The organism is Streptomyces sp. NPDC001709, from assembly GCF_053596375.1.
On record NZ_JBSFGB010000013.1, the window covers coordinates 71,355 to 95,078 of the forward strand.

The 23,724-nt window shown below is 70.5% G+C and carries 25 protein-coding genes; 10 read left to right on the top strand and 15 right to left on the bottom strand.

What is annotated here, in order from left to right:
• Positions 1-189: 189 nt before the first annotated feature.
• The 5 genes from ACWC0C_RS20290 to ACWC0C_RS20310 all read right to left on the bottom strand — a co-directional run bounded on the left by ACWC0C_RS20290 (position 190) and on the right by ACWC0C_RS20310 (position 6,066).
• On the bottom strand, positions 190-2,025 hold the full coding sequence (locus ACWC0C_RS20290) for a hypothetical protein (protein WP_450865149.1): 1,836 nt from the start codon (positions 2,023-2,025) through the stop codon (positions 190-192).
• Between the two features lie 68 nt (positions 2,026-2,093).
• The gene (glnII, locus tag ACWC0C_RS20295; RefSeq protein WP_449198246.1) at positions 2,094-3,125 is read right to left on the bottom strand and encodes a glutamine synthetase; all 1,032 of its coding nucleotides are present in this window, start codon (positions 3,123-3,125) and stop codon (positions 2,094-2,096) included.
• Between the two features lie 492 nt (positions 3,126-3,617).
• Entirely contained in the window at positions 3,618-4,370 is a 753-nt protein-coding gene (locus tag ACWC0C_RS20300; protein WP_450865150.1) for a hypothetical protein, read from the bottom strand.
• 120 nt (positions 4,371-4,490) lie between these two features.
• Positions 4,491-4,859, bottom strand: coding sequence for an arsenate reductase family protein (locus ACWC0C_RS20305; RefSeq protein ID WP_450865151.1), 369 nt, complete (start codon positions 4,857-4,859; stop codon positions 4,491-4,493).
• Positions 4,819-6,066: a PucR family transcriptional regulator gene (locus tag ACWC0C_RS20310; protein WP_450865152.1), complete on the bottom strand. Its 1,248-nt coding sequence runs from the start codon at positions 6,064-6,066 to the stop codon at positions 4,819-4,821. The genes ACWC0C_RS20305 and ACWC0C_RS20310 overlap by 41 nt, the downstream gene beginning before the upstream one ends.
• Before the next feature lie 192 nt (positions 6,067-6,258).
• On the opposite strand from ACWC0C_RS20310, the gene ACWC0C_RS20315 reads away from it, so the two are divergent.
• From ACWC0C_RS20315 to ACWC0C_RS20325, 3 genes are all read left to right on the top strand, one after another.
• The gene (locus tag ACWC0C_RS20315) at positions 6,259-7,200 is read left to right on the top strand and encodes an SGNH/GDSL hydrolase family protein (protein WP_450865153.1); all 942 of its coding nucleotides are present in this window, start codon (positions 6,259-6,261) and stop codon (positions 7,198-7,200) included.
• Positions 7,201-7,427: 227 nt separating this feature from the next.
• Positions 7,428-7,742, top strand: a complete 315-nt coding sequence (locus ACWC0C_RS20320) for a hypothetical protein (protein ID WP_449198251.1) — start codon at positions 7,428-7,430, stop codon at positions 7,740-7,742.
• Positions 7,743-8,139: 397 nt separating this feature from the next.
• On the top strand, positions 8,140-8,418 hold the full coding sequence (locus ACWC0C_RS20325) for a hypothetical protein (protein ID WP_450865154.1): 279 nt from the start codon (positions 8,140-8,142) through the stop codon (positions 8,416-8,418).
• Between the two features lie 16 nt (positions 8,419-8,434).
• Here the strand turns inward: ACWC0C_RS20325 and pspAB are convergent, their stop codons facing one another.
• The 5 genes from pspAB to ACWC0C_RS20350 all read right to left on the bottom strand — a co-directional run bounded on the left by pspAB (position 8,435) and on the right by ACWC0C_RS20350 (position 12,102).
• Entirely contained in the window at positions 8,435-9,019 is a 585-nt protein-coding gene (pspAB, locus tag ACWC0C_RS20330) for a PspA-associated protein PspAB (protein WP_449198253.1), read from the bottom strand.
• Positions 9,020-9,022: 3 nt separating this feature from the next.
• The gene (gene htpX / locus ACWC0C_RS20335) at positions 9,023-9,943 is read right to left on the bottom strand and encodes a zinc metalloprotease HtpX (protein WP_450865155.1); all 921 of its coding nucleotides are present in this window, start codon (positions 9,941-9,943) and stop codon (positions 9,023-9,025) included.
• 133 nt (positions 9,944-10,076) lie between these two features.
• Complete coding sequence (locus ACWC0C_RS20340; protein WP_449198255.1) at positions 10,077-10,331, bottom strand: SCO2583/SCO2584 N-terminal domain-containing protein; 255 nt, start codon at positions 10,329-10,331, stop codon at positions 10,077-10,079.
• A gap of 115 nt (positions 10,332-10,446) precedes the next feature.
• Positions 10,447-11,037, bottom strand: coding sequence for a cysteine hydrolase family protein (locus ACWC0C_RS20345; protein ID WP_450865156.1), 591 nt, complete (start codon positions 11,035-11,037; stop codon positions 10,447-10,449).
• 72 nt (positions 11,038-11,109) lie between these two features.
• On the bottom strand, positions 11,110-12,102 hold the full coding sequence (locus ACWC0C_RS20350; RefSeq protein ID WP_450865157.1) for a GlxA family transcriptional regulator: 993 nt from the start codon (positions 12,100-12,102) through the stop codon (positions 11,110-11,112).
• A 136-nt stretch (positions 12,103-12,238) separates the two neighbouring features.
• On the opposite strand from ACWC0C_RS20350, the gene ACWC0C_RS20355 reads away from it, so the two are divergent.
• From ACWC0C_RS20355 to ACWC0C_RS20370, 4 genes are all read left to right on the top strand, one after another.
• Positions 12,239-12,829: a cysteine hydrolase family protein gene (locus ACWC0C_RS20355; protein ID WP_450865158.1), complete on the top strand. Its 591-nt coding sequence runs from the start codon at positions 12,239-12,241 to the stop codon at positions 12,827-12,829.
• A 156-nt stretch (positions 12,830-12,985) separates the two neighbouring features.
• Entirely contained in the window at positions 12,986-14,134 is a 1,149-nt protein-coding gene (locus ACWC0C_RS20360; protein ID WP_450865159.1) for a hypothetical protein, read from the top strand.
• 87 nt (positions 14,135-14,221) lie between these two features.
• Entirely contained in the window at positions 14,222-15,457 is a 1,236-nt protein-coding gene (locus ACWC0C_RS20365; RefSeq protein WP_450865160.1) for a CynX/NimT family MFS transporter, read from the top strand.
• 112 nt (positions 15,458-15,569) lie between these two features.
• Positions 15,570-16,112, top strand: a complete 543-nt coding sequence (locus tag ACWC0C_RS20370; protein ID WP_450865161.1) for an RICIN domain-containing protein — start codon at positions 15,570-15,572, stop codon at positions 16,110-16,112.
• A gap of 193 nt (positions 16,113-16,305) precedes the next feature.
• Here ACWC0C_RS20370 and glnA read toward each other — a convergent pair whose 3' ends face one another.
• On the bottom strand, positions 16,306-17,715 hold the full coding sequence (gene glnA / locus ACWC0C_RS20375; RefSeq protein ID WP_449198262.1) for a type I glutamate--ammonia ligase: 1,410 nt from the start codon (positions 17,713-17,715) through the stop codon (positions 16,306-16,308).
• 210 nt (positions 17,716-17,925) lie between these two features.
• On the opposite strand from glnA, the gene ACWC0C_RS20380 reads away from it, so the two are divergent.
• On the top strand, positions 17,926-18,396 hold the full coding sequence (locus ACWC0C_RS20380) for an RDD family protein (RefSeq protein ID WP_450865162.1): 471 nt from the start codon (positions 17,926-17,928) through the stop codon (positions 18,394-18,396).
• Positions 18,397-18,474: 78 nt separating this feature from the next.
• Positions 18,475-18,975: a flavin reductase family protein gene (locus ACWC0C_RS20385; RefSeq protein WP_449198264.1), complete on the top strand. Its 501-nt coding sequence runs from the start codon at positions 18,475-18,477 to the stop codon at positions 18,973-18,975.
• A gap of 22 nt (positions 18,976-18,997) precedes the next feature.
• Here ACWC0C_RS20385 and ACWC0C_RS20390 read toward each other — a convergent pair whose 3' ends face one another.
• The 4 genes from ACWC0C_RS20390 to lipB all read right to left on the bottom strand — a co-directional run bounded on the left by ACWC0C_RS20390 (position 18,998) and on the right by lipB (position 22,005).
• Positions 18,998-19,687 carry a DUF4191 domain-containing protein gene (locus ACWC0C_RS20390; RefSeq protein WP_450865163.1) on the bottom strand — a complete coding sequence of 230 codons (690 nt, stop codon included), beginning with the start codon at positions 19,685-19,687 and terminating at the stop codon, positions 18,998-19,000.
• Positions 19,688-19,747: 60 nt separating this feature from the next.
• The gene (locus ACWC0C_RS20395) at positions 19,748-19,945 is read right to left on the bottom strand and encodes an SCO2195 family GlnR-regulated protein (protein WP_069781302.1); all 198 of its coding nucleotides are present in this window, start codon (positions 19,943-19,945) and stop codon (positions 19,748-19,750) included.
• 216 nt (positions 19,946-20,161) lie between these two features.
• On the bottom strand, positions 20,162-21,127 hold the full coding sequence (gene lipA / locus ACWC0C_RS20400; RefSeq protein ID WP_450865164.1) for a lipoyl synthase: 966 nt from the start codon (positions 21,125-21,127) through the stop codon (positions 20,162-20,164).
• 77 nt (positions 21,128-21,204) lie between these two features.
• Positions 21,205-22,005 carry a lipoyl(octanoyl) transferase LipB gene (gene lipB / locus ACWC0C_RS20405; RefSeq protein ID WP_449198266.1) on the bottom strand — a complete coding sequence of 267 codons (801 nt, stop codon included), beginning with the start codon at positions 22,003-22,005 and terminating at the stop codon, positions 21,205-21,207.
• 238 nt (positions 22,006-22,243) lie between these two features.
• Here lipB and ACWC0C_RS20410 point away from each other — a divergent pair, with 238 nt between their 5' ends.
• On the top strand, positions 22,244-23,713 hold the full coding sequence (locus ACWC0C_RS20410; protein WP_449198267.1) for a regulator: 1,470 nt from the start codon (positions 22,244-22,246) through the stop codon (positions 23,711-23,713).
• Positions 23,714-23,724 lie beyond the last annotated feature (11 nt).

Below are 23,724 nucleotides of genomic sequence, written 5' to 3' on the forward strand. Positions count from 1 at the left end.
CGCGCGTTCACCGCGCGGCAACACACCCGGTCGAAGTCGTGGTGCTGACGGGAAGGCCAGAAGGGCTCGAGGTCATGGCGACCCGTCGCGGTGTACTTCTGGAAGCTGGCCATGTGCCCATTGAAGCAGACACCGGCGCCGGACAGGAGCCCCACGCGAGATGATGTCTCGGTATCCGGACAGGAATCGTCAGTCGAGCACCGCCGCGGAGTCCAGCAGTTCCCGTACGGCGGAACGCAGGAGGTAGTCCGGGTGGGGGCCGCCCTCGACGAACAGGTCGCAGGAGACCCGCCGGTGCGACTCGGCGACCGCGCGCAGCGGGTCCACGGCGAACCGGGGGAGCAGGCCGATCGCGGTGAGTGCGGGCAGGGCCGGGGGCAGGCCGGATCCGGACCAGGAGCCCTGCCCTACCAGCCATCGGGCGAGGGGCTCCACCGTGTCCTCGGTCCGGCCCGTGATCCGCCACACGCCAAGGGCCGCCCGGCCCCGGCCGCCGACCGTACGTCCCTCCGTGAGCCGTTGCTCGACGAGCGGCAGCAACGGCAGGGCGGCGGGCCCGAGTTCACCCGCCCAGGACATCCACTCCGGGGTCGTGCCGGGGAGTTCGCGGCCGAGGAGGGCGAGCGCGGGCTGCGGATCGCCGGTCACCCGGTGGTACGCCAGCGCGGCGGCCATCGACACCGACGTGCCGCTTCCGGCCGCCGCCTTCCGCAGCGCCGCCGCGCCGACGGCACCGGCGGCCGGGCCGAGGGCGCCGAGTACATCGATCGCCGCGTGCGAACCGGTGTGCACCAGGGCGGCGAGTCCGGCCACGGCCTCCGCGGCCACCTCCGGATACCGCGCCAGCATCCCGACCAGCCGCGGCGGGGCCGCGTCCAGCCGCCCGGCGACGGCCCGGGCCACGGGCAGTGCCGCCGTCCCGAACTCCTCGGCCACCGCGGTGCCGGCGCGCACGGTGCCGTCCAGACCGGGCGCCCCCTCGACCAGCCGTACGACCTCCGGCACCTCCCCCACTGCCTTAAGGGCGTGGGGGCACCCCCAGGCCGTACCGGCGCGGGCCAGTACGGTGAGCGCCGCCGCCCGCACGTCCAAGTCCGCCGAGTCCAGGAAGGGCAGCGCGCGCTCCCGCACCCGCCCGCGGGACTCCGCGGGCAGCGCGCAGGCCAGCCGGGCCAGCCGGTACAACTCCCAGGCCGCGCCGACCGGCTCCGCCAGCACCCAGGGCAGGACGTCCGCCTCACGGTCCCGCCACTTCTCGGTGATGCCGTGGGCGAGCGGCACCCCCTGCGCGAGGGCCCGCAGCGCCGCCTCCGCGTCGTCCTCCAGGAGCCGGTCGGTGAAGGGGCGGTACGGCTCCGGCCAGTAACCGGTGTCCCGTTCGTGCGGGTCGGCCGCGTACGCCCGCGCGCAGACGTCCACCAGCTCGCCGGGCAGCGGCACTTCGGCGGTGCGCAGCAGGTCCTCGGCGGCGGCGAGCCGCACCCGGGGCTCGGGGTCGCCCAGCAGGCCGTGCCGCCAGCCGCCGTCGCCCGCCTCCAGCAGCGCGAGCGCGGTCACCACGTGCTCGCGCATCTCCGCATCGGGTTCCGCGTCGAGGCGGGCGCGCAGCAACGGGAGCAGGGGCAGCGCGTACGGATGGCCGAGGCTCGCGATCAGCAGCACCATGGCGGCCCGGATCTCCGCGTCGGCGTCGTGCGCGAGGTGCAGCAGCCCCGGCAGCGCTTCGGCCACGGCCCGCTGTGCCGCGGCGCGTTCGGCGGGCTTGCTGCGTCCGCCCGCGATGGCGCCGATCAGCCAGATCAGCTCCCGCCGGTGACCGGGCCCGTGGAGGGCGAGCCGGGCGAGGTGGGCGACGGCGGGGGCGGAGGCGTCGTAGACGTCCCCCTGGTGGCACAGCGCCGAGAACAGGTCGTGCGAGGCCCCTTCGCGTACGTCCGCGTCCTCGGACTCCATCGCACGCAGCAGACCGGGGATGTCGTCGGCCGGGCCGTACGCGTGCGTGAGCTTCCCCCAGTCGGTCTCCATGGGCCGCACGATATGCGGAAGGGGCGCCCGCCGAGACAGCGGGCGCCCCCTCCGGGAAGCGGGACGGATCAGACCTGGCCGGCCTTCTCCAGCGCGGAGCAGCAGGTGTCCACCAGCAGGCGGGTCACCACGTACGGGTCGACGTTGGCGTTCGGGCGGCGGTCCTCGATGTAGCCCTTGCCGTCCTTCTCGACCTGCCACGGGATACGGACCGAGGCACCGCGGTTGGAGACGCCGTAGGAGTACTGGTCCCACGGGGCGGTCTCGTGCAGACCGGTCAGGCGGTCGTCGATGCCGGCGCCGTAGTTCTTGACGTGGTCCAGCGGCTTGGAGCCCTCGCCGAGGGACTCGCAGGCGGTGATGATGGCGTCGTAGCCTTCGCGCATCGCCTTGGTGGAGAAGTTGGTGTGCGCGCCCGCGCCGTTCCAGTCGCCCTTGACCGGCTTCGGGTCGAGGGTCGCGGAGACGCCGAAGTCCTCGGCGGTGCGGTACAGCAGCCAGCGGGCCACCCACAGGTGGTCGGAGACCTCCAGCGGCGAGACCGGGCCGACCTGGAACTCCCACTGGCCGGGCATGACCTCGGCGTTGATGCCGGAGATGGCCAGACCCGCCTTCAGGCAGTTGTCCAGGTGGGCCTCGACGATCTCGCGGCCGAAGATCTCGTCGGCGCCGACACCGCAGTAGTAGCCGCCCTGCGGGGCCGGGAAGCCGCCCTCGGGGAAGCCGAGCGGACGGGCGCCGTCGAAGAAGGTGTACTCCTGCTCGATGCCGAAGATCGGCTCCTGGGCGGCGAACCGCTCGGCGACCTCGGCCAGCGCGGCACGCGTGTTGGAGGAGTGCGGGGTGAAGTCGATGTCCAGGACCTCGCACAGGACGAGGATGTCGTCGCCGCCGCGGATCGGGTCCGGGCAGGTGAAGACCGGCTTCAGCACGCGGTCGGAGGAGTGGCCCTCGGCCTGGTTGGTGGAGGAGCCGTCGAAGCCCCAGATCGGCAGCGCGTCGAGACCGGCGGGGGCACCCGTGATGATCTTCGTCTTGGAACGGAGCTTGGCCGTCGGCGCGGTGCCGTCGATCCAGATGTACTCGGCCTTGAAGGTCACGGGGCCACTTCCTTCGGGGGTGGTCGGGCGCACTCGGTGCGGGTGCTGCGGGTGCTGCGGGTTGCTGCGGCGCTACGGCACCGGGGCGCCGTGTCGATCTGCCGCGCAGCCTGTCAACAGGCCATTTCCCGGCCATTGCCCGTATGTGAACCCCGTGTTACCTGGCCCTTCTGTGTGACGGCTCACGTTGTGAGGTGCCGCCCGGCGGGGTATGGGCGGCACCGCGCCCCTTCAGGGCGTCACCGAACCGGGCGTCCCGGCCGGCGACCGCCACCCCCGTGCGGTCGCCGGCCCGACGGCCTGGCGGGACGCGCTCCTGGATGCGCCGCCTGTTCCTCCTGGACCCGGTCCGGTGCGTCACCGGGGCCAAGGCGGCGTATCCGCCGCGCGCCCTGCCGATGCTGCCGCGGCCCGGGCGGCGGTGCTGCTGCCGCAAGCGGCACCGCCGCCCTGCCCGGCCGCCTCACCGGCGCTCTGTCCGGTCCCCGAGCGTCACCCCACCTTCTCGATCCTGGCGTGGCGGATGAGGAACTTGCCCGGCTCCCTGACCTGTTCGAAGGCCGCGTTGTTGAGCAGCACGCAGCTGCCGGAGACCGAGGTGACCTTCACCGTGGTGGACTTGTTGTTGTCCAGGTTGGTGACCTTCAGGGTGGTCCCGGCGGGGAACTGGTTGCTGGAGGCGGCCGGGGCGCCGGCCTCGCCGGAGAGCGTGACCGTGGAGCCGTTGCAGACCTGCTGGCCGGAGGCCGCGGCGGCGCCACCGCCGCCGTTCCCCGTGGCGGCGGACTGCGAGGGCTGCGCGCTCTGCTGCCCCGCCGCCTGCTGCCCGGCGCCCTGCTGTCCGGCCTGCTGTCCGGCGCCCTGTTGTCCGGCGCCCTGCTGTCCGTTCTGCGCCTGCTGTCCGGTCTGGGAGCCCTGAGCCGACTCCCCAACCGTGCAACCGGCCGCCTTCTGCTGGACCTCGATCTGTTTGATGACCGCCTCGCGATTGGCGATCCGGGCCGCCGACTGCGCGTCCGGGTGCGCCTTCTGGTCCGCGATGAACCGGTCGTTGTTGCCGTGGGCCGTGGCCAGCCCCTGGCAGACGGTCGAGCCGTCCGCCGCGGACAGGGTCTTCGCGCCCTGCGCCGGCTGGGCCGCGTTGGACGTCGTGGCCAGCGCGAAGGCCCCGCCGCCCGCCACCGCCGCGGCACTGACGAGCAGCGCGATCTTCTTCTTCGTACCGAGACTTCTCCTGCGCGGCATGCGCGCCTCCTGAAGAGGTAGGGGAGCGTACGCCGCTATGTACGAGATACCGAACGGGGCTACTCAGCGGTTGCGGGAGTCAGTGAAGTGGCCTGCGTCACAGTGGAGTTGAGCGGCCGCTCAGCTCTTGTTGTGCGACAGGGCGTCCCGTACCGCCTCCTCGGAGCGGGCCACCAGCCCCGTACCGTCGTCGGCGGTGATGATCGGCCGCTGGATGAGCCTGGGGTGCTCGGAGAGGGCCGTGATCCACCGCTCGCGCGACTCCTCGTCCCGCGCCCAGTCCTTGAGCCCCAGCTCCTTGGCGTCCGCCTCCTGGGTCCGGGTGATGTCCCACGGCTCAAGTCCGAGCCGGTCGAGTACGGCCCTGATCTCGTCCTCGCTCGGCACGTCCTCCAGATAGCGGCGGACGGTGTACTCGGCCCCCTCGGCATCGAGCAGGCTGATCGCGCTACGGCACTTGGAGCAGGCCGGATTGATCCAGATTTCCATGCGGCACACCGTACTCGGCACCGGGCGGCACCAGGCGCAGCGCATGCAGCGCCAGCGAGAGGTCGGCGACCGCGCGGGGGTCGCGCAGCGAGCGGCCGGTGAGTTCCTCCAGCCGGCGCAGCCGGTAGCGGACGGTGTTGCGGTGGCAGTAGAGCCGCCGTGCCGCACCGGCCGCGGAACCCCCGGCCGCATACCACTGCTCCAAGGTCTCCAGCAGCCGGCCGCGTTCCTCCGGCGGCAGCTCCAGCACGCCTGCCAGGACCGCCTTCGCGATCCGGGCGGCCTCCTGAGGCGCCGCGGCCACCAGCAGGGCGAGGGGACCGTCGTCGAACCGGACGAGACCTGACCCCTCCCTCGGTACCCGGGCCAGCGCGAGGCGGGCCAGCCGCAGGGCTCTGGGAGTGTCCCGCAGGGCGCGGTACGCGGGGCTGAGGCCCACCCGGGATGCGGCTGATCCGCCGAGGACCCGCAGGGCGGCCTCCTCGCCGTCCGTGTTCCGGGTCGCCAGGACGCCGATCTGGAGGTCGGGCAGCAGCCGCCAGGCCGAGCGGACCCGCTCGGCCAGCAGGCGGGATTCGATGCCGGGCAGTCCCTCTCGTCCCGGCGCGGGGACGGCGGCCGCCACCACGACGAAGGGCCCTTCGGCCGGCAGGCCGAGCGCGTCGGCGGCTTCCCAGAGGGTGGTGTGGTCGGTCAGTACGCCCGTGAACAGGGCCTCGACCAGCACGGAGCGCTCACGGTCGCGCTGGAGCAGGAGGTCCGAGGCCGTCTCCCGGTAGGCGTCGCTGGCCGCCGCCGCCAGACCTTCGTTCACCCACCATGCGGCCAGCGCCACGATGGTGTCGGCGGTGACGGCGTCCGCGGCACGGGCCTCGGCCGCCAGCTCGGACCACAGGAACTCGGAGCCCACGCGGTAGGCGTGCAGCAGTTCCCCGAGCGGCGCGCCCTCGCGTGCCGCCTTGCGGCCCGTCTCCTGGGCCGGTTCCATGCCGGCCCTGCAGCCGTGGGCCAACTGCCCGAAGACCAGCTCGGTGTTGCGTCGGCAGGAGGCGGTCAGCTCCTCGAACGTGACGGGACCCTGGCCGCCGTAGTAGCCGACCTCGGTGCGGATGCGGCGGGCCATGCGCAGGCCCAGGTCCTGCGCGCGACCCAGCAGTGCGGCCGCGACCGGCGCGATCGCGGCGGGAGGCGGCGGTGTGCGGCTCATGACCGGCAGGTTACCGAGCGGCGCGCGGCACGCGGGGAGGTTGTGCACGGGCACAACCGGGCCAACTCGCCACGGTGTGCGGGCACATGGCCCGCCGGGTCGAGGGACACGACGATGTCGGCAACGTTACCGGCCGGTATCGGACCTGCGTTTCCGTCGTGATCCCGCCGTCACACCTCCCCAGGAGCAACCGTGCCCAGAGCCGCACTGACGAGCCCCCACAGCGCCGCCCGGCAGACCCGCCGTACACGCAAGGCCATGACCTGGACGTCCGCCGCCGCCGGTGTGCTCGTGGCCACCGCCCTCGCCGCCGCCCCCGCACAGGCCTCGGCCCTAAGCGGCGCCGACCCGGCCGGCGGCGCCTACGTGGCGCTCGGGGACTCCTACGCCGCGGGAGCCGGCATCCCCGCCCAGTCCGCGGGCCTGTGCATGCGCTCCGACCACGACTACGGCCGGCTCGTCGCCCAGTCCCTTGCCCCGAGCGCGTACCGGGACGTCACCTGCGCCGGCGCCAAGGTCGGCGCACTCACCACGCCCCAGACCGACGCCGGTGCCATCGTGGTCAACGGCCCCCAGCTCGACGCCGTCACACCGGACACCAGCCTGGTCACGCTCACCGTCGCGGGCGACAACCTCGGCACGTCCGACTTCGGATTCGGCGATGTCGCCGCCATCTGCTCCGCGCTCTCCGTGACCGATCCGCTCGGTACGCCGTGCCGCGACTTCTACAAGGACAAGCTCAGCGCGCGGCTGGACTCCGCCGGGGCGGAACTCGGCAGCGATCTGAAGCTGATCCACGCGCGCGCCCCGCGGGCGAGGGTCCTGGTCGTCGGCTATCCGGCGGTGCTGCCCGACGCCCCCGGGCAGTGCCTCGGCAAGCTGCCGGTCACGACCGGGGACCTGGTTTTCCTGCGCTCCGTCCTGGGCGAGCTGAACGACACGGTCGCCGCCACCGCCGAGGCCGGCGACGCCACGTACGTGGACACGCTCACCCCGACCCGGGGCCATGACAGCTGTTCCTCCACCCCCTGGATCTCGGGGCTGTTCCCGACCTCGCCGACGCTGCCGCTCCATCCGTACCCGACGGGGGAACGCGCCATGGCGGATGCCGTGCTGAGCGCGCTCAGCCGCTGATGTGCCGTTGATCCACCGTGTGGCCCGCAGGGCGTTGTTCGAATTCAGCCGCCTCACGCGCATCGCTGGGACCTTGTGTGACGCGGCGACAATTCCCTTCTCCACCTGGGGCTTTGTCGGCCGCTGCGGGCCACCGATTGTCAGTGCCCGGCAGTAGACTGGAAGCAGTGTTCGAGGGCATCGCCGGACTGTCCGGTCGGTGCCCTGACCGCGACAGGAGGATGCCCGTGCCCGCTGCCGCCCTGAAGCCGAAGCCGTTGCCCACCCAGTCCACCGCCCAGCACCCCGTGCTGTTCGACTCGCCCTACGAGCCCATGGTGAAGCGGCCGTTGCCCGCCGGGCGGCCGCGCGAGTGGTACGTCAGCCACAACCGCCGCCTGAAGGCCATGCGCCTCGCCATAGCCCTGCTCGACTCGGGGATCTACCTCCCGGCTCAGGCTCGCGACGAGAAGATCCGCAGCACGGCGGAGGAGATCGGCATGCGCCCGCCGTCCGCCACGACCTGCCACATGGTCCGGGCGTTCATGCGCTACAGCCGCTGACGCCTTCTCCACGACGCCGGGTGCCCGCACTCCCCGGAGCACCCGGCGCCCCTCACCCGCCGGACAGGCCCTGGGCCGACGCGGCCTCCACCGCACCGCCCTGCCCCCGTAGGCCCGGAACGCCTCCAGCGCGGGCGAGGTCTGCCGGCTGTGCGGCGTACGGATGATCTCGCTGAACCGCCCCCCCGCCGTCCCCGAACGGCACTTCCCAAGCCTCGGGTGCGTAGACGGCGGGCGATAACCGGTGAGTTCGCTCATGGGGGCATTCACTCACAACGGCCCCGTGGCGAGCGGAAAACGGGATGCGAGTGCCGTGGCGGTCTCCCTACTCTGAACAAACGGCACGAAGCCGACACACTCCACCCCAGCCACCCTCACCTCACGGAGGAGGTCCGTCATGCGTGGAATCGTCGCGTCCGGGACCGTCGTCCTGGTGATCGTCGGAATCGGAAACCATCTGTGGTGGCTCGCCGCCGTCGCGCTGCTGTATCTGTACGCGACGCACGGACGTGGTTCACCCGGCACCACACCACCCGCCGGCCCGGGCACCCCGCCCCCGCCGGAGAACTACCGCGCCTACCGCGAGCGCCGGGACCGGCAGGCCAAGTGGGAGCGGCGTTACCGCCGTGAGCGCCCCTTCGAGGTCCGTCGGCAGGAGCGCGAGAAGAGTAGGTGAGCCACGGCGTCCCCGGTCACAGACCGGGGGCGCCCCACACCGGGAACCAGCGGCTCAGGTCCTGCTCGATCCGCAGATCGTTCGCGAGCGCCGCCTTCACCTGGAGCTCCAGCGCGTTGTCCCGCCGCTCGGCGGCACCGGGCAGCGGAGCGAAGGGGTAGAAGGTGCCCCGCTTGTAGAGGTAGACCAGCGCCAGCTTGCGGCCGTCGTCGGCCGTGAAGCCCGCCAGCGAGCACAGCAGCTGCGGGCCGAAGCCGTTGACCTCCATGGCGCTGTTCACCGCGTGCAGATCGGTGACCAGCTCCGGCAGCTGCTCGGGGCCGCGCGCGGAGACCAGCCAGGAGTAGCCGTAGTCGTCCCGGTGCAGCTCCACCGGTGGACCACTGCGGTCGGTGTCCGCGTCCAGCAGCGCCTGCACCTCCCGGTGGGTCTGCTCGAACGCCGCGCCCTCCACCGAGGCGAAGCACACCGCACCGGTCCCGGTCGGTGTGAAACCGGCCGCGGCCTCAAGGGTCACGGCTGCCGAGGGCAGCGCGAAGAGCTGGTCGAGATCGGGCGCGACCGGTTTCGTACGGCCCAGCAGGATGTCCAGCAGCCCCAAGGGTCAGCCCGCCTTCCCCGGGGTCGCGGCCTCGCCCAGCTCCGCCGAGATCCGGCCCAGCTGCTCCAGCCGCTGCTCCAGGGTCGGATGCGTGGAGAAGATCCGCTCGATGCCGGGCTCCTTGCCGGTCGCCGGGGTGAAGTAGAAGGCGTTGAAGGCCTGGGCGGTGCGCAGGTCCTTGGTCGGGATCCGGGCGATGTCCCCGGAGACCTTGGTGAGCGCCGAGGCCAGCGCCGACGGGCGGCCGGTGAGGTGCGCCGCCGCCCGGTCGGCCGCCAGCTCCCGGTACCGCGACAGCGCCCGGATCAGCAGGAAGCTGATCGCGTACACCGCCGCGGAGACGCCCATGATCGCGGCGAACACGGCGGCGGTGTTCTGGTCCCTGCGGCCCCCGCCGAAGACCTGCGAGTAGAAGGCGAACCGCACGATCAGGCCCGCCAGCACACCGAGGAAGGACGCGACCGTGATCACGGCGACGTCCTTGTGCGCCACGTGCGACAGCTCGTGCGCCAGCACGCCCTCCAGCTCGGCCGGCTCCAGCCGCCGTAGCAGCCCCGTGGTCACACAGACCACGGCGTGGTCGGGATTCCGGCCGGTCGCGAACGCGTTCGGCATGTCCATCTCGGACACCGCGACCACCGGTTTGGGCATGTCCGCGAGTCCGCACAGCCGGTCGACCACCGCGTGCAGCTCGGGATACTCCTCGCGCTCCACGACCCGGCCGTGCATCGCGAACATGGCGATCCGGTCGGAGAACCAGAACTGCGCCACGAACATCGCCCCGACCACCACGACGACCAGCACCCAGGACTTCAGCAGCGTGATCAGCGCTGCGACGAAGCCCACGTACAGCAGACCGAGCAGGAACATCGTGAGACCCATGCGCACGGTCAGCCGTCGATCGCTCCGGAAGCGGCTCTGCATCTTGCATCACCCCGCAGTCAGGCACTCGTCCCGCTGTCCAGTGTGCACCTGCCGGATCCCATGAAGTGGTTCCGAACGGCCCTAGGAGGAGCAAAACGTACCTGTGAGCGTGGCCGCCGGTAGCCGCCGGCCGCTAGTACGAAGAGCGGAACTGCACGAACCCGATCAGCACCATGACCACGATCACCGCGCCGACGACCACGGCCGTCGACGCCCACGAGGACCGGCGCGGCACCGGATCGGGGTCCGCGCGGAAGGGCGCCGGGTTCGGCGGGTTCTCCTTCCAGCGCGCGGCCAGCATCCGGGCCCGCGCCGAGGGCTCCTTGTGCTCGGCGGAACTCGCCCACCGATGATCGAACTCCCGCTCCCAGTCGTCCTTTTCCGACATCCCCGTTCAACCTCTCTCGTCCGGCAGGTTCAGGAGGGATGATCCCCCGAAGGTAGGAAGTCTGGGAAGCGGGAAAGGTTGCCCTCAGACCGGGGCCGACACCGGCACCGGCACGTCAGCCGAGGGACGCGGCCGAGGGGACGACGACGCCGTACAGGTCCTCGATCGTCGCGAGCGCGCCGTGGTGGAGCTGCTCGGCGGACACCTCGGCGACCGTGCCCTGCAGCGGCCGGGTCGCGCAGGCGTCGGCGACGACGGTGGGCCGGTTGCCGCGCAGGAAGGCGCCCTGGGCGGTGAAGACGATGCACATGTGGGTCATGAAACCCGCGATCACCAGGTCCTTGTGCCCGGCCGCGTCCACGTGCGCGGCCAGATCCGTGTCGTGGAACGCGTTCGGCACCTGCTTGACGACCACCGCCTCACCCTCGGCCGGTGCGACCCTCGGGTGGATACGGCCGATCTCCTCCCGGATGTCGTACGGCGTGCCCGCGCCGCCGTCGTTGACGACGTGGACGATCGTCGCGCCCGCGTTCCGGGCCCGGGCCAGCAGCTCGGCGCCCGCGTCGAGCGCGGCCCGCCAGCCCGCCAGTTCCATGACGCCGCGGGTGTAGGTGTTCTGGTAGTCGATGAGGATCAGGGTCGAGTCGGCCAGCGAGGCCGGGGTCTGATCGAAGCCGTTGAGGTCACGCAGAGTCGTCGTAGCCATGGCCACCACGCTAGGAAGGACCCGGCATGGCGGCAATGTCATGCAACTTGCAGATCCGGACATCCGGCTCCTTCAGCCGGCGGAGTAACGGAACCGGCTGCGGTACTCCGTGGGCGTCGTGTTGAGCTTGCGCCGGAACGCACGGATCAGGGTGTCGACGGTGTTGAAGCCGGAGACGGTGGCCACGCGTTCCAGGGTGTCGTCCGTGGTCTCGAGCCGGTTCCGTGCCACTTCCACGCGGGTGGACTCGATATAGGACGCCGGGGTCGTGCCGAGCTGGTCCTTGAACATCCTGGTGAGGTGGCGCTCGCTGACGTGGGCGCGGGCGGCCACGTCGGCGATGGTGAGGCGGCCCGCGATGTTCTGCGTGATGAAGTGGCGCACGTCGTCCATGCGCCGGGTGGTCGAGCCGATCCGGGTCGGAACGCTGAACTGGCTCTGGCCGCCGGGGCGTTTGAGGTACATCACCAGCTGACGGGCGACACCCATGGCGGCGGGTTCGCCGAAGTCCTCGGCCACGAGGGCGAGCGACAGATCCAGGCAGGCGGTGATGCCCGCACCGGTCCACACGCCGCCGTCGCGGATGAAGATCGGATCCGCGTCGACCTCGACCGACGGATGGTCCGCGGCGAGCTGTGACGCGGTCGACCAGTGGGTGGTGGCACGCTTCCCGTCCAGCAGACCGGCCGCGGCGAGAAGATGCGCGCCGACGCAGACGGAGGCGAGCCGCCGGGTCCGGGCGGCGAGCGTCTTCACCCAGGCGACCACGGCGGGATCGGCGAGGGCGTGCACGCGGCGCTCGGCGTCGACCTCGACGGAACCGGGCACGATCAGGGTGTCGATGCGCCGGCGCGCGATCTCCTCGAAGGTCACGTCGGGCAGGACGCGGACCCTGGCGGACGTGGTGACCGGGTCCATCGTCCGGGCCGCCAGCACAACGTGGTAGCCCGTCCTGCCCTCCATCTCCCGTTCCAGGAGGGCGAACACCTCCGGCGGCCCGGTGACGTCGACCAGGTCCACGCCGTCGAAAAGCATGATGACGACAAAACGCTCAATATTGCTCATTCTCATTCCCCCCACGCGGCATGTCCGTATCTGCAAACTTCGTGTCATTGCCGCGATATAGGGCGGATCGTAGCGTGATTTTCGGCCACCGCGAGTGGCCCGAAATTCCCGATGAACAGCCCGGAAAGGGACAGCAGTGCCTTCGAAAACCCTGCGTGACCTCAGCTCCCTCGACCAGACCCCGGCGTCGCTCGCGCAGGCGACGCTGATCCTGATCGATGTCCAGAACACCTACACCCAGGGCGTCATGGAGCTGGAGGGCTGGGAGGCCGCCCTCGACCACGCGGCCGACCTGCTGGCCAAGGCCCGTGCGGCGGGCGCCAAGGTCATCCACGTCCAGCACGACGGCGGCGAGGGCAGCCCGTACGACCTGAACGCCGAAGTCGGCCAGATCCACAAGAAGGTGGCGCCGATCGACGGCGAGCCGGTGGTCACGAAGCAGGCGCCCAACGCCTTCCACGGCACGAACCTGGGTGAGCTGGTCGACGAGGCCGGGCACGCCGACCTCGTCCTGGCCGGCTTCATGACCCACATGTGCATCACCTTCACCGCCCAGGGCGCGTTCCTGCGCGGCAACCGGCCGACGGTGGTGGCCGAGGCCACCGCGACCCGGTCCCTGAAGACCGACGTGGCGGAGGTGTCCGCCGAGCAGCTCCACCACAGCGCGCTCGCGACGATCGCGGACCTGTACGGCGTCGTCGTCCCGTCCGCCGCGTCGCTGACCTGACCGGCGGACCCGAAAACTCCGGAATGCGGAGCTGAGAACTCCGGAATGCGGAGCCGAAAGCTTCGGAATGCGGAGCCGAAAGCTCCGGAATTGATAATTCCGAATTCCGTGCGCGCAGCTGGGGGCTGCGCGTTTTCCCAGGGGGGGAACCAGAAAGTGCCTACTCGAAGAACCGTTCTGGGCGCCGCCGCCGCTGTCGGCGCCACCGCGGCCCTGACCAATCTGACCACCACGGGCACCGCCCACGCCGACAGCGACGCCGACCGGCAGCAGGCCGCCCGTGACAGCATCCGCGCCGTCGACACCGGCATGCGCACCAACTACGACGCCCTGCGCGCCAACGTGATCAACCACCTCGGCCCCGTCATCATCGTCAACAACGACATGCGGGGCGGCACCTACTACCTCGTCGACAACGGCAAGGTCGTGGAACAGATCCAGCCCGTCGACGAGATCTTCGAGCTGGCCAAGTCCATCGCGCACACCCCGCTGGGCATCTTCTCCATCTGCGCGCCCTACCTGGACCCCAGGAACATCCCGCCGTCGCAGGCCAAGTACATCGACCCGCACGACCTCGCGACGGTCGCGTTCACCGGGCCGAAGGACACCGGCTGGACCACCCCGCTCCAGGCCTTCTCCGCCACCCTGGACACCGCCCGCCGGCAGCTGGAGGAGGCCCGCCTCCCCGCCGACCTGCACGACTCCTGCGCGTTCATCCTCGACCACGCGCACGACTACATCGCGGACACCCTGCACAGCCGGGAATTCGACATGAAGTCCTTCGAGGACTTCTCCGGCGCGGTCTACCCGAGCATCCGCACCAATATGTACTGGTCCTCCAAGGTGCAGATCCAGGGCGTCGGCAACCTCCTGACGCGCTGGAAGAAGCAGGTCGGCGACGACGCCTGGAGCAACCTCTACGTGGTGGTGCTGTCCATCTGGACCACCTACGAGCTGAACCAGAACAGCATCATCATCAAGAACTTCCTGAACCAGGCCAAGGCCGACACCCACCTGATCGACCTGATGACGGCCCAGCCCGCCGGTGACCCCGTCCACGTCGCGCTGGACAACCTCGCACGGATCGTGCAGGACAACATCGCCGCCGAGATGGTGTTCGCCACGGACCAGACCACCGCCGACGCCCTCAAGGGCCGGCAGGACCTCCTCTCCACCGAGATCCTCCAGCTCCTCGGCAACGGCGGCACCACCGCGGGCACCGCCGGCGCCCTGACCAAGGGTCAGGTCAACCAGATCGTCTGCCCGTTCCACAACAGGTCGGCGGCCACGGCGGCAGTCGTCTGAACGCCGCTCGTCCGGTGCGCCGGACGGCTCGTGCAAGCGAAGGCTTCCCCTCGGCGGGGAAGCCTTCGGCATTTCTCCGGGGGGAACATGAAACTCTCATCCTTCGTCAACCGTGCGGCAAGACTGTGGGCGCTGACCGGCCTCATGCTCCTCGCACTGAATCTCCGCGCGGCGATCACCGGTATCTCGCCCATGATGGGCGACCTCCAGGTGACGTTCCAGCTCAGCGGCATCGAAGTCAGCTGCCTGGCCACCCTGCCCGTGCTGTGCCTCGGTGGCTTCGCCTCACTCGCCCCGCCGATGGCCCACCGCATCGGCACCGAAACCACCATCGTGGGCGCGCTCACCCTGCTCACGACGGGAATCCTGCTGCGGGCCTTTCCCTCCACCGTGCTGCTCTTCACCGGCACCGTGCTGGCCGGCGCGGGGATCGCCGTCGGCAACGTACTCCTGCCCGTGGTCATCAAACGCCACTTCGCAGGCCGGGTGGGATCCCTCACCGGCCTCGCGATGATGCTGATGGCGTGCAGCGGAGCCGTGGCCGCCGGACTCGCCGTCCCGCTCCACGACGCAGCCGGCTGGCGCACCGCACTCGCCGTGTGGGCGATCCCCTCCCTCATCGCCGCACTGGCATGGGGACCGCTCGCGGCACACGGGCGCCGAGCACACCCCCGCGTGGCACGCGTCCCCACGGAGCAGGGCGACTCGCTGCTGCGCTCGCCGCTCGCCTGGGCGGTCGCGGGCTTCCTCGGCATGGTGTCGCTGATGTTCTACGCGCTGATGGCATGGCTGCCGGAAATCATGCACGACGACGGATTCGACCCGACGGAGGCCGGGATGATGGTCTCGGTCATCCAGATCATCAGCATTCCCCTGGGCTTCGCCGTCCCCGTGCTCGCGGCGCGGCTGCCCAGCCAACGGCCGCTGATCACCGGCATCGCCGTCACCAAGGCGGTGGCCCTGCTCGGCGTCCTCCTCGCCCCGCAGGCCGCATGGCTCTGGATCGCCTTCCTCGGACTCGCGACCGGCAGCGCCTTCCCGCTCGCCTTCACCCTGCTGAGCCTGCGCTCGCCGAGCGCACCGGTCGCCGCCCGGCTGTCCGGCATGGCGCAGACCGGCGGCTACCTGGTGGCAGGGCTCGGCCCGTTGCTGATCGGCCTGGCCCACGGCCTCACCGGGAGCTGGACGGTCCCCCTGCTCCTGCTGATCGCCCTGCTGGTCCCGGAAACGGCCTTCGGCCTGCTCGCCGGCCGCCCGGCCTTCGTGCGCCCCACCGCGGGGCGGGCGCGCGGGAAAACCACGAGGCCCCGTTGCTCTCCGTGAAGAGGCTTGGTCGTCTAGTTGATCTTGAGTCGAGTACGATCGGCTTCAAGCGCGCCTCCGCAACCGACCCTGGCGCGCCGATCGTTGACGTATTGCACATCATGGGGGACTCATGAAGATTCTCAAGGCCGTTACGACGGCCGCGTCGGTGCTCACGCTGACCGCCGGACTGGCCGTTTCAGCCGCGGGCACGGCTTCGGCCACGTCGACCAACGAGTTCGTCAATCAGCAGAGCAACCGCTGCCTCGCTGTTGACATGCGCATGGAATACCAGAACCTCGCGATCCAGTGGGGCTGCAACCACAACCCGGACCAGCAGTGGCACGTGGCGGGCTATAAGGGCGCCGATGGCGGCGGCTCCTACTACGAGATCAAGAACGGCTACGGTCAGTGTCTCGGGACGTGGCAGGGTGCCACGAGTAACGGCACCTCCATCGTTGCCTGGGACTGCAATGGCAACCCCGACCAGCAGTGGTACGTCGACACGGTGTCGAGCGACCCCCGCTACTCGGCGATTCGAAGCCACGCGGCCTGGGCGAACAACACCGGCAACAAGTGCCTCGGCATCTACCGGGGAGCGACCAACGACGGTGCGTCGGCTGTCCTGTGGGACTGCAACGGACACGCCGACCAGCACTGGATGCGGGTGGGCTGAGGCAACGCCCTAAACGCCCTGAAAAGACCCCCTCTGATCTGCGTCTCCGCAGATCAGAGGGGGTCTTCTCCTGTGTGACGGCGCCAGGTCCGGGGCCGAAAAGCCGACGGCCGGCCCTCCCCGCGCGGGAGGGCCGGCCGTCGGCCCACAGGCGGCCCAGGGGAGCGGTTGCCCGCTCTGACCTGGGGCGATATCACACGTCGAAGTAGAGCTCGAACTCGTGCGGGTGCGGACGCAGCTGCAGCGGCGCGATCTCGTTGGTGCGCTTGAAGTCGATCCACGTCTCGATCAGGTCCGGCGTGAAGACGTCGCCCTGGAGGAGGAACTCGTGGTCGGCCTCGAGCGAGTCGAGGACGGCCGGCAGCGAGGTCGGGACCTGGGCCACGTTCGCGTGCTCCTCCGGAGCCAGCTCGTACAGGTCCTTGTCGATCGGCTCGGCCGGCTCGATCTTGTTCTTGATGCCGTCCAGACCCGCGAGGAGCAGGGCCGAGAAGGCGAGGTACGGGTTGCCGGAGGAGTCGGGCGCGCGGAACTCGACGCGCTTGGCCTTCGGGTTGGAGCCGGTGATCGGGATACGCATGGCCGCGGAGCGGTTGCGCTGCGAGTACACCAGGTTGATCGGCGCCTCGAAGCCCGGCACCAGACGGTGGTACGAGTTCACCGTCGGGTTGGTGAAGGCCAGCAGCGACGGGGCGTGCTTGAGGATGCCGCCGATGTAGTAGCGGGCGGTGTCCGACAGGCCCGCGTAACCGGCCTCGTCGTAGAACAGCGGGTCGCCGTTGCTCCACAGCGACTGGTGCACGTGCATGCCCGAGCCGTTGTCACCGAAGATCGGCTTCGGCATGAAGGTCGCGGTCTTGCCGTTGCGCCAGGCCACGTTCTTCACGATGTACTTGAAGAGCTGCAGGTCGTCGGCGGCGGCCAGCAGCGTGTTGAACTTGTAGTTGATCTCGGCCTGGCCGGCGGTGCCGACCTCGTGGTGCTGGCGCTCGACCTTCAGGCCGGCCTGCTCCAGCTCCAGGGAGATCTCGGCACGCAGGTCGGCGAAGTGGTCGACCGGCGGGACCGGGAAGTAGCCACCCTTGTAGCGGACCTTGTAACCACGGTTGTCCTCGAGGGCACCGGTGTTCCAGGCGCCCGCCTCGGAGTCGATGTGGTAGAAGGACTCGTTCGCCGAGGTGGCGAAACGCACGCTGTCGAAGACGTAGAACTCGGCCTCGGGACCGAAGTACGCGGTGTCCGCGATACCGGTCGACGCGAGGTACGCCTCGGCCTTCTTCGCCACGTTGCGCGGGTCACGGGAGTACTGCTCGCCCGTGATCGGGTCGTGGATGAAGAAGTTGATGTTGAGCGTCTTGTCCCGGCGGAACGGGTCCACACGGGCCGTGGACAGGTCGGCGCGCAGCGCCATGTCGGACTCGTGGATGGCCTGGAAACCACGGATCGACGATCCGTCGAAGGCCAGCTCCTCGTCCGGGTCGAACGCCTCAACGGGCACCGTGAAGTGCTGCATGACGCCCGGCAGGTCGCAGAAGCGGACGTCGACGAACTTGACGTCCTCGTCCGCGATGAACTTCTTGGCCTCGTCGGCGTTCTGGAACATCCAGCTCCTCCTACTCCCGACCGTCCTCGCCGGGGTGGTAGATCGTTCGTGCGGCCAGTGCGGTGGCACACGCTGGTCTCGACCCTAGGGACGGGTGATTTCTCGGGCGTGACCCGTTTGTTTCGCAGAAGTTAACCGGCCACGTGTCCACCGTAGCCCCGACACACCCCTCGGCACAGCGCGTGAAACCGGGCGCAGTACCTTTGACGGGTGGACAACAGGCAAGCACTCGGATCGTGGCTCTCCGGGCCCCGCGCGGCCATGGAAGAGGCCGGTGCGGACTTCGGCTACCGGGGTGAGCAGCTCGGCCTCCCGGAAGAGGGCCCGAACTCCGTCGCCCGGTCGGGCCGGCGGCTCGGCGCGCTGGCGGTGGACTGGGGCCTGAGTGTCCTGATCGCATACGGCTTGATCACGGACGGCCACAACGCCCCGACCACGAGCAACTGGGCGCTCGGCGTCTTCTTCGTCATGAGCGTGCTGACCGTGGGCACGATCGGCTTCACCCCGGGCAAGCGGCTTTTCGGCATTCGGGTGGTCGCCCTGGAGACCGGCACGGTCAATCCACTGCGGTCGCTGCTGCGCACGGTCCTGTTGTGCCTCGCGGTTCCGGCACTGATCTGGGACCGGGACGGCCGCGGGCTGCACGACCGGCTGGCGAAGACCGTAGAGGTACGGGTCTGACCGCAGGCGAGCTGCGGGCGTGGCCCGGATGCCGCCATCCGGTTGCCCGGTCAAACGGCCGACGGCATCGTACGCGGTATGACCGATGCTCAGGATGTGATCGCGGCCGAGGTGACGCCCGAGGAGTTCCGGGACGCCATGGCCCGCTTTCCGTCGGGCGTGGTGGTGGTGACCGCCCGCTGTGCGGACGGCACCCCGCGCGGCTTCACGGCCAGCTCCTTCTGCTCCGTCTCCCTGGAGCCCCCGCTGGTCCTGGTGTGCCTCGCGGACGCGGCCGACTCGGCGGCGGTCTTTGCCGTATGTGACCACTTCGCGGTGAGCGTGCTCGCCCCGGAGCACCAGCCGCTCGCCCTGCTGTTCGCCACCAAGGGCGCGGACAAGTTCTCCGACGCCCTGCTCCAGCCAAGCCCCGCCGGGCTGCCGGCGGTGCGGCAGGCGCCCGTACAGCTGGACTGTGCCGCATACGCGCGTTACCCGGCCGGGGATCACACGATCCTGATCGGCCGGGTAACGGGAGTACGGCTGGGCGAGGGGTCGCCGATGGTCTACTGCGAGCGGGAGTTCCGGAGGCTGAACTGACCGGCGGCCGCCGCCACGGGGCTCAGCGGCCCTTCGGCATCCGCATGCCCTTGGGCATGGGCCCCTTCGGCACCGGCATGTTGCTCATCAGGTCGCCCATGGCCCGCAGCCGGTCGTTGGTGGCCGTCACCTGGGGGCCGGTGAGCACCCGCGGGAACTTCAGCAGCGTCGTGCGCAGCTTCTTCAGCTCGACCAGGCCCTCGCCGTTGCCGACGATCACGTCGTGCACCGGCACGTCCGCGACGATGCGGTTCATCTTCTTCTTCTCGGCGGCCAGCAGGCCCTTGGCCCGGTTCGGGTTGCCCTCGGCGACCAGCACGATGCCGGCCTTCCCGACCGCCCGGTGCACCACGTCCTGGTTGCGGTTCATCGCCACCGCCGGAGTCGTCGTCCAGCCCCGGCCGATGTTGTCCAGCACGGCGGCCGCGGCGCCCGGCTGGCCCTCCATCTGGCCGAAGGCGGCGCGCTCGGCACGGCGGCCGAAGACGATCGCCGTCGCCAGCAGGGCTACCAGCAGGCCGAAGATCCCCAGGTAAACGGGGTGGCCGAGCAAGAAGCCGATCGCGAGGAAGACACCGAGGGTGCCGATGCCGACGGCCGCGAGTACAAGACCGATCTTCTTGTCGGCCTTGCGGGTCATCTTGTACGTGAGAGCGATCTGCTTCAGTCGCCCTGCGTTCGCGGCGTCCGCCGCGGTTTCCTTCCTCGCCATGCCACGAAGTCTACGTGGCCCCGCGAGTGCGGACGACGGCAGTGCCCGGTGCGGTGGGACTCAGGAGCGGTCGGCGGCCTGCTCGAGGACGCGCTGCGCCTCGACCCGGTCCTTGGCCCGCCGCCGGTCCTCCAGCACGGAGGTCCACGCGTTGCGCCGGGCGGTGCGCTGACCGCCGCTCATGAGCAGGGACTCGACGGCGCGGAGAGCGTCGGTGAAGGACGGGATGGCGGTGGCGCGTACGGGCGCGGCCTGCATGATCGAGGTCCCCCCTCGGATCGGGTGGTGTACGAGGCGTGATACCAGAGTCACTGATTGGTGTTACCAGGGCGTGTCCGACCGGTCAAACACCAATGAAGCCTTGATACAGAGCGTTGAAACGCTGACGCGGCCCTGATGCCGCCCTCATCAGCGAGGACGGTCAGGACCGCGTCGACTCGGCCATTACTGGCCAGTAGCTGCTTGTGCGCGAATTCACACGGCCTGGGCCGCGATGTACGACCCACGCTTCTCGATCGCCATCTGGTACAGGCGCCCGGCGCGGTAGGAGGACCGCACCAGCGGACCCGACATCACGCCGGAGAAGCCGATCTGCTCGGCCTCCTCCTTCAGCTCCACGAACTCGTGCGGCTTCACCCAGCGCTCGACCGGGTGGTGCCGGACGGAGGGGCGCAGGTACTGGGTGATGGTGACCAGCTCGCAGCCGGCGTCGTGCAGCTGCTTGAGCGCCTCGCTGACCTCCTCGCGGGTCTCGCCCATGCCGAGGATCAGGTTGGACTTGGTCACCAGGCCGTAGTCGCGGGCCTCGGTGATGACCTTCAGGGAGCGCTCGTAGCGGAAGCCGGGGCGGATCCGCTTGAAGATCCGGGGCACGGTCTCGACGTTGTGCGCGAAGACCTCGGGACGGGAAGAGAAGACCTCTTCGAGCTGCTCGGGCACGGCGTTGAAGTCCGGGGCGAGCAGCTCCACCTTCGTCCGCCCGGCCTCGCGCTCGGCGGTCTGGGCGTGGATCTGGCGCACGGTCTCCGCGTACAGCCAGGCGCCGCCGTCCTCCAGGTCGTCGCGGGCGACGCCGGTGATGGTGGCGTAGTTCAGGTCCATCGTCACCACGGACTCGCCGACGCGGCGCGGCTCGTCGCGGTCCAGCGCCTCGGGCTTGCCGGTGTCGATCTGGCAGAAGTCACAGCGCCGGGTGCACTGGTCGCCGCCGATGAGGAAGGTCGCCTCGCGGTCCTCCCAGCACTCGTAGATGTTCGGGCAGCCCGCTTCCTGGCAGACCGTGTGTAGGCCCTCGCTCTTCACGAGGTTCTGCATCTTCGTGTACTCGGGGCCCATTTTCGCCCGGGTCTTGATCCACTCGGGCTTGCGCTCGATGGGGGTCTGGCTGTTGCGGACCTCCAGGCGCAGCATCTTGCGTCCGTCGGGTGCGACTGCGGACACGACCGGCTCCCTAGCGATTGATTCTTCGGCGTTCCCCAGGGTACGCCCGTTGATTTGGTGGCCTGGAGGCGGTTGTTCTATGCCGCCGGCGTCTTCTCGATCACCCGCGGCTTCAGGTCCGCGTTCCCGAGGATGTCCTGCAAGTGCTTCTCGGCGATCGGCAGCACCTCGTCGATGGTGACCTCGCGGCCGAGTTCGTGCGAGAGGGAGGTGACGCCCGCGTCGCGGATGCCGCACGGGATGATCTTGTCGAAACTCGAGGTGTCCGGGTTCACGTTCAGGGCGAAGCCGTGCATCGTGACACCCTTCGCGACGCGGATGCCCATGGAACAGATCTTGCGGTCCTCGTGGCGGCGGCCCGCCCGCGAGGGCGCGTACTCGGGTCCGACGAGGCGGTGGTCGAACTCCTCGTCGTCGGTGCGCGCGTCGAAGTCGAGAGTGAGTCCGCCGAGCGCGGGACGCTGCTCGATCGGGTCGCCGAGGACCCAGACCCCGGCGCGGCCCTCGACCCGGGAGGTCTCGATGCCGAACTCGGCGCACACCCGGATCATCGCGTCCTCGAGGCGGCGCAGATGCGCGACGACGTCCACGGGGCGGGGCAGCTTCTGGATCGGGTAGCCCACCAGCTGGCCCGGGCCGTGCCAGGTGATCTTGCCGCCGCGGTCCACGTCGACGACTGGGGTGCCGTCCAGCGGGCGCTCGCTGTCCTCGGTGCGGCGGCCGGCCGTGTACACCGGGGGGTGCTCCAGGAGGATCACGGTGTCCGGGACCTCGTCGGCGAACCGCGCCGCGTGCACCCGGCGCTGCTCGTCCCAGGCCTTCTGGTATTCGACGGCATCCGCACCGAACCCCATACGGACGAACCGCAACTCACTCACGGCAAGCGCCTCCCTCAGCGACGGGTGTGTCAGGCACGTAACGCGCCCACGCCACTGTACGTCCGACCGGCGTACGTCAGCCCTGCGGATGTTCCTCACACGATCGGATGAATGCCGGGCGGAATGTGCGATCGCCTGCTCACTCTCCGCTACATTCGCGCCGTTCGCGTGGCCATAAGGGCTGCTCAACGGCAAACCGGGCACTTCAGAGGCCCGAAGGCAGGAGACCGCACCGCAGATGACGGACCGACCCGCGCAGCGCACCCCCAACCGCCAGCTCGCCGCGCTCATCGCAGAGGCGGGGTTCTCCAACGCGGGTCTGGCCCGTCGCGTCGACCAGCTCGGTCTGGAGCACGGGCTGGACCTCAGATACGACAAGACCTCGGTCACCCGCTGGCTGCGCGGACAGCAGCCGCGCGGGACGACGCCCGCCCTCATCGCCGAGGTCTTCACGCGCCGCCTCGGACGCCGGCTCACGGCCCAGGATCTCGGCCTGGACGCGTGCGCTCCGGTGTACGCGGGGCTGGAGTTCGCGGGCACCCCGGAGGAGGCCGTCGACATCGTCGGCGGGCTGTGGCGCAAGGACTCCGGCAGCCACGCCGAGCTGCGCAAGATCGCGTTCACCCCGGCGGGGCTCGTGGTGCCCAGCCGGGACTGGCTGATCGGCAAGCCCGACGACAAGGTGGCCCGCGAACCGGCACCCCGGGTGCCCGCACAGGGCCGCCCGGCCCCGGCCAAGCCCCAGATCCGGCCGGTGCCGGCGGTCCCGTCCCGGGCGCGCGGGCACGCCGAGCGCGTCCCCGGCCACAAGGTCACGGGCGGCGACATCAACGCGCTGCGCTCGGTCGGCGAGCTGTTCCGCACCCTCGACGACCGGTACGGCGGCGGCCACGCCCGGCAGGCCCTGGTGCGTTATCTGGAGCACGAGTGCGAGCCGATGCTCCGCGGCAGCTACGACGAGCAGACCGGCCGCAAGCTGTTCGCCGCGGCCGCCGACCTCACCCGGCTCGCGGGCTGGACCTCGTACGACATCGCCGCGCACGGACTCGCCCAGCGCTACTTCGTGCAGGCCCTGCGGCTCGCCCAGGCGGCCGGCGACCGGGCGTACGGCTCCTTCGTCCTGGTCACCATGAGCCGCCAGGCCGTCTATCTCGGCCACGGCCGGGAGGCCGTACAGCTGGCCCGGGTCGCCCAGCAGGGCGCGGGGACCGGCGGCCCGCCGGTCGTGCAGGCGCTGCTGCACGCCTCCGAGGCACGGGCGCACGGCGTGCTCGGCGAGGTGCGGGCGTGCACGGCGGCGCTCGTACGGGCCGAGCGCGCCCTGGAGGCGGCCCGGCCGGGGGACGAGGTGCCGTACTGGGCCAAGTTCTTCGACGAGGCGCAGCTCGCCGACGAGTTCGGGCACTGCCACCGGGATCTGCAGCAGTTCCGGGCGGCCGCGCAGCACGCCGAGCGCTCGCTCCAGCTGCGCGCCCCCTCCTACGCCCGCAGCCGCCTCTTCTGCCGCGTCGTCCTCGCCACGGCCCGCCTCGGCCTCGGCGAACTCGACCAGGCGTGCGCGCTGGCCGCGGAGGCCGCCGGCCAGGCCGCGGAGATGCGGAGCGCTCGCGCCGTGGAGTACGTGCGGGACTTCGAACGCCGACTGGAGCCGTATCGGGATGCGGCACCGGTGCGGGGGTATCGGGAGAAGGTGGCGGCGTTGGGTTAGCTACTCGCCGT

What these genes read in the sequence shown, in the direction of transcription:
- ACWC0C_RS20300 (WP_450865150.1), bottom strand. Translation starts at nt 4,370, where the DNA reads ATGCCGCGCAGGAGAAGTCTCGGTACGAAGAAGAAGATCGCGCTGCTC.
- ACWC0C_RS20365 (WP_450865160.1), top strand. Translation starts at nt 14,222, where the DNA reads ATGAAACTCTCATCCTTCGTCAACCGTGCGGCAAGACTGTGGGCGCTG.
- ACWC0C_RS20325 (WP_450865154.1), top strand. Translation starts at nt 8,140, where the DNA reads ATGCGTGGAATCGTCGCGTCCGGGACCGTCGTCCTGGTGATCGTCGGA.
- ACWC0C_RS20340 (WP_449198255.1), bottom strand. Translation starts at nt 10,331, where the DNA reads ATGTCGGAAAAGGACGACTGGGAGCGGGAGTTCGATCATCGGTGGGCG.
- glnA (WP_449198262.1), bottom strand. Translation starts at nt 17,715, where the DNA reads ATGTTCCAGAACGCCGACGAGGCCAAGAAGTTCATCGCGGACGAGGAC.
- ACWC0C_RS20390 (WP_450865163.1), bottom strand. Translation starts at nt 19,687, where the DNA reads ATGGCGAGGAAGGAAACCGCGGCGGACGCCGCGAACGCAGGGCGACTG.
- ACWC0C_RS20310 (WP_450865152.1), bottom strand. Translation starts at nt 6,066, where the DNA reads ATGAGCCGCACACCGCCGCCTCCCGCCGCGATCGCGCCGGTCGCGGCC.
- htpX (WP_450865155.1), bottom strand. Translation starts at nt 9,943, where the DNA reads ATGCAGAGCCGCTTCCGGAGCGATCGACGGCTGACCGTGCGCATGGGT.
- ACWC0C_RS20385 (WP_449198264.1), top strand. Translation starts at nt 18,475, where the DNA reads ATGACCGATGCTCAGGATGTGATCGCGGCCGAGGTGACGCCCGAGGAG.
- ACWC0C_RS20370 (WP_450865161.1), top strand. Translation starts at nt 15,570, where the DNA reads ATGAAGATTCTCAAGGCCGTTACGACGGCCGCGTCGGTGCTCACGCTG.
- ACWC0C_RS20305 (WP_450865151.1), bottom strand. Translation starts at nt 4,859, where the DNA reads ATGGAAATCTGGATCAATCCGGCCTGCTCCAAGTGCCGTAGCGCGATC.
- ACWC0C_RS20290 (WP_450865149.1), bottom strand. Translation starts at nt 2,025, where the DNA reads ATGGAGACCGACTGGGGGAAGCTCACGCACGCGTACGGCCCGGCCGAC.
- ACWC0C_RS20410 (WP_449198267.1), top strand. Translation starts at nt 22,244, where the DNA reads ATGACGGACCGACCCGCGCAGCGCACCCCCAACCGCCAGCTCGCCGCG.
- ACWC0C_RS20395 (WP_069781302.1), bottom strand. Translation starts at nt 19,945, where the DNA reads ATGCAGGCCGCGCCCGTACGCGCCACCGCCATCCCGTCCTTCACCGAC.
- ACWC0C_RS20350 (WP_450865157.1), bottom strand. Translation starts at nt 12,102, where the DNA reads ATGAGCAATATTGAGCGTTTTGTCGTCATCATGCTTTTCGACGGCGTG.
- ACWC0C_RS20345 (WP_450865156.1), bottom strand. Translation starts at nt 11,037, where the DNA reads ATGGCTACGACGACTCTGCGTGACCTCAACGGCTTCGATCAGACCCCG.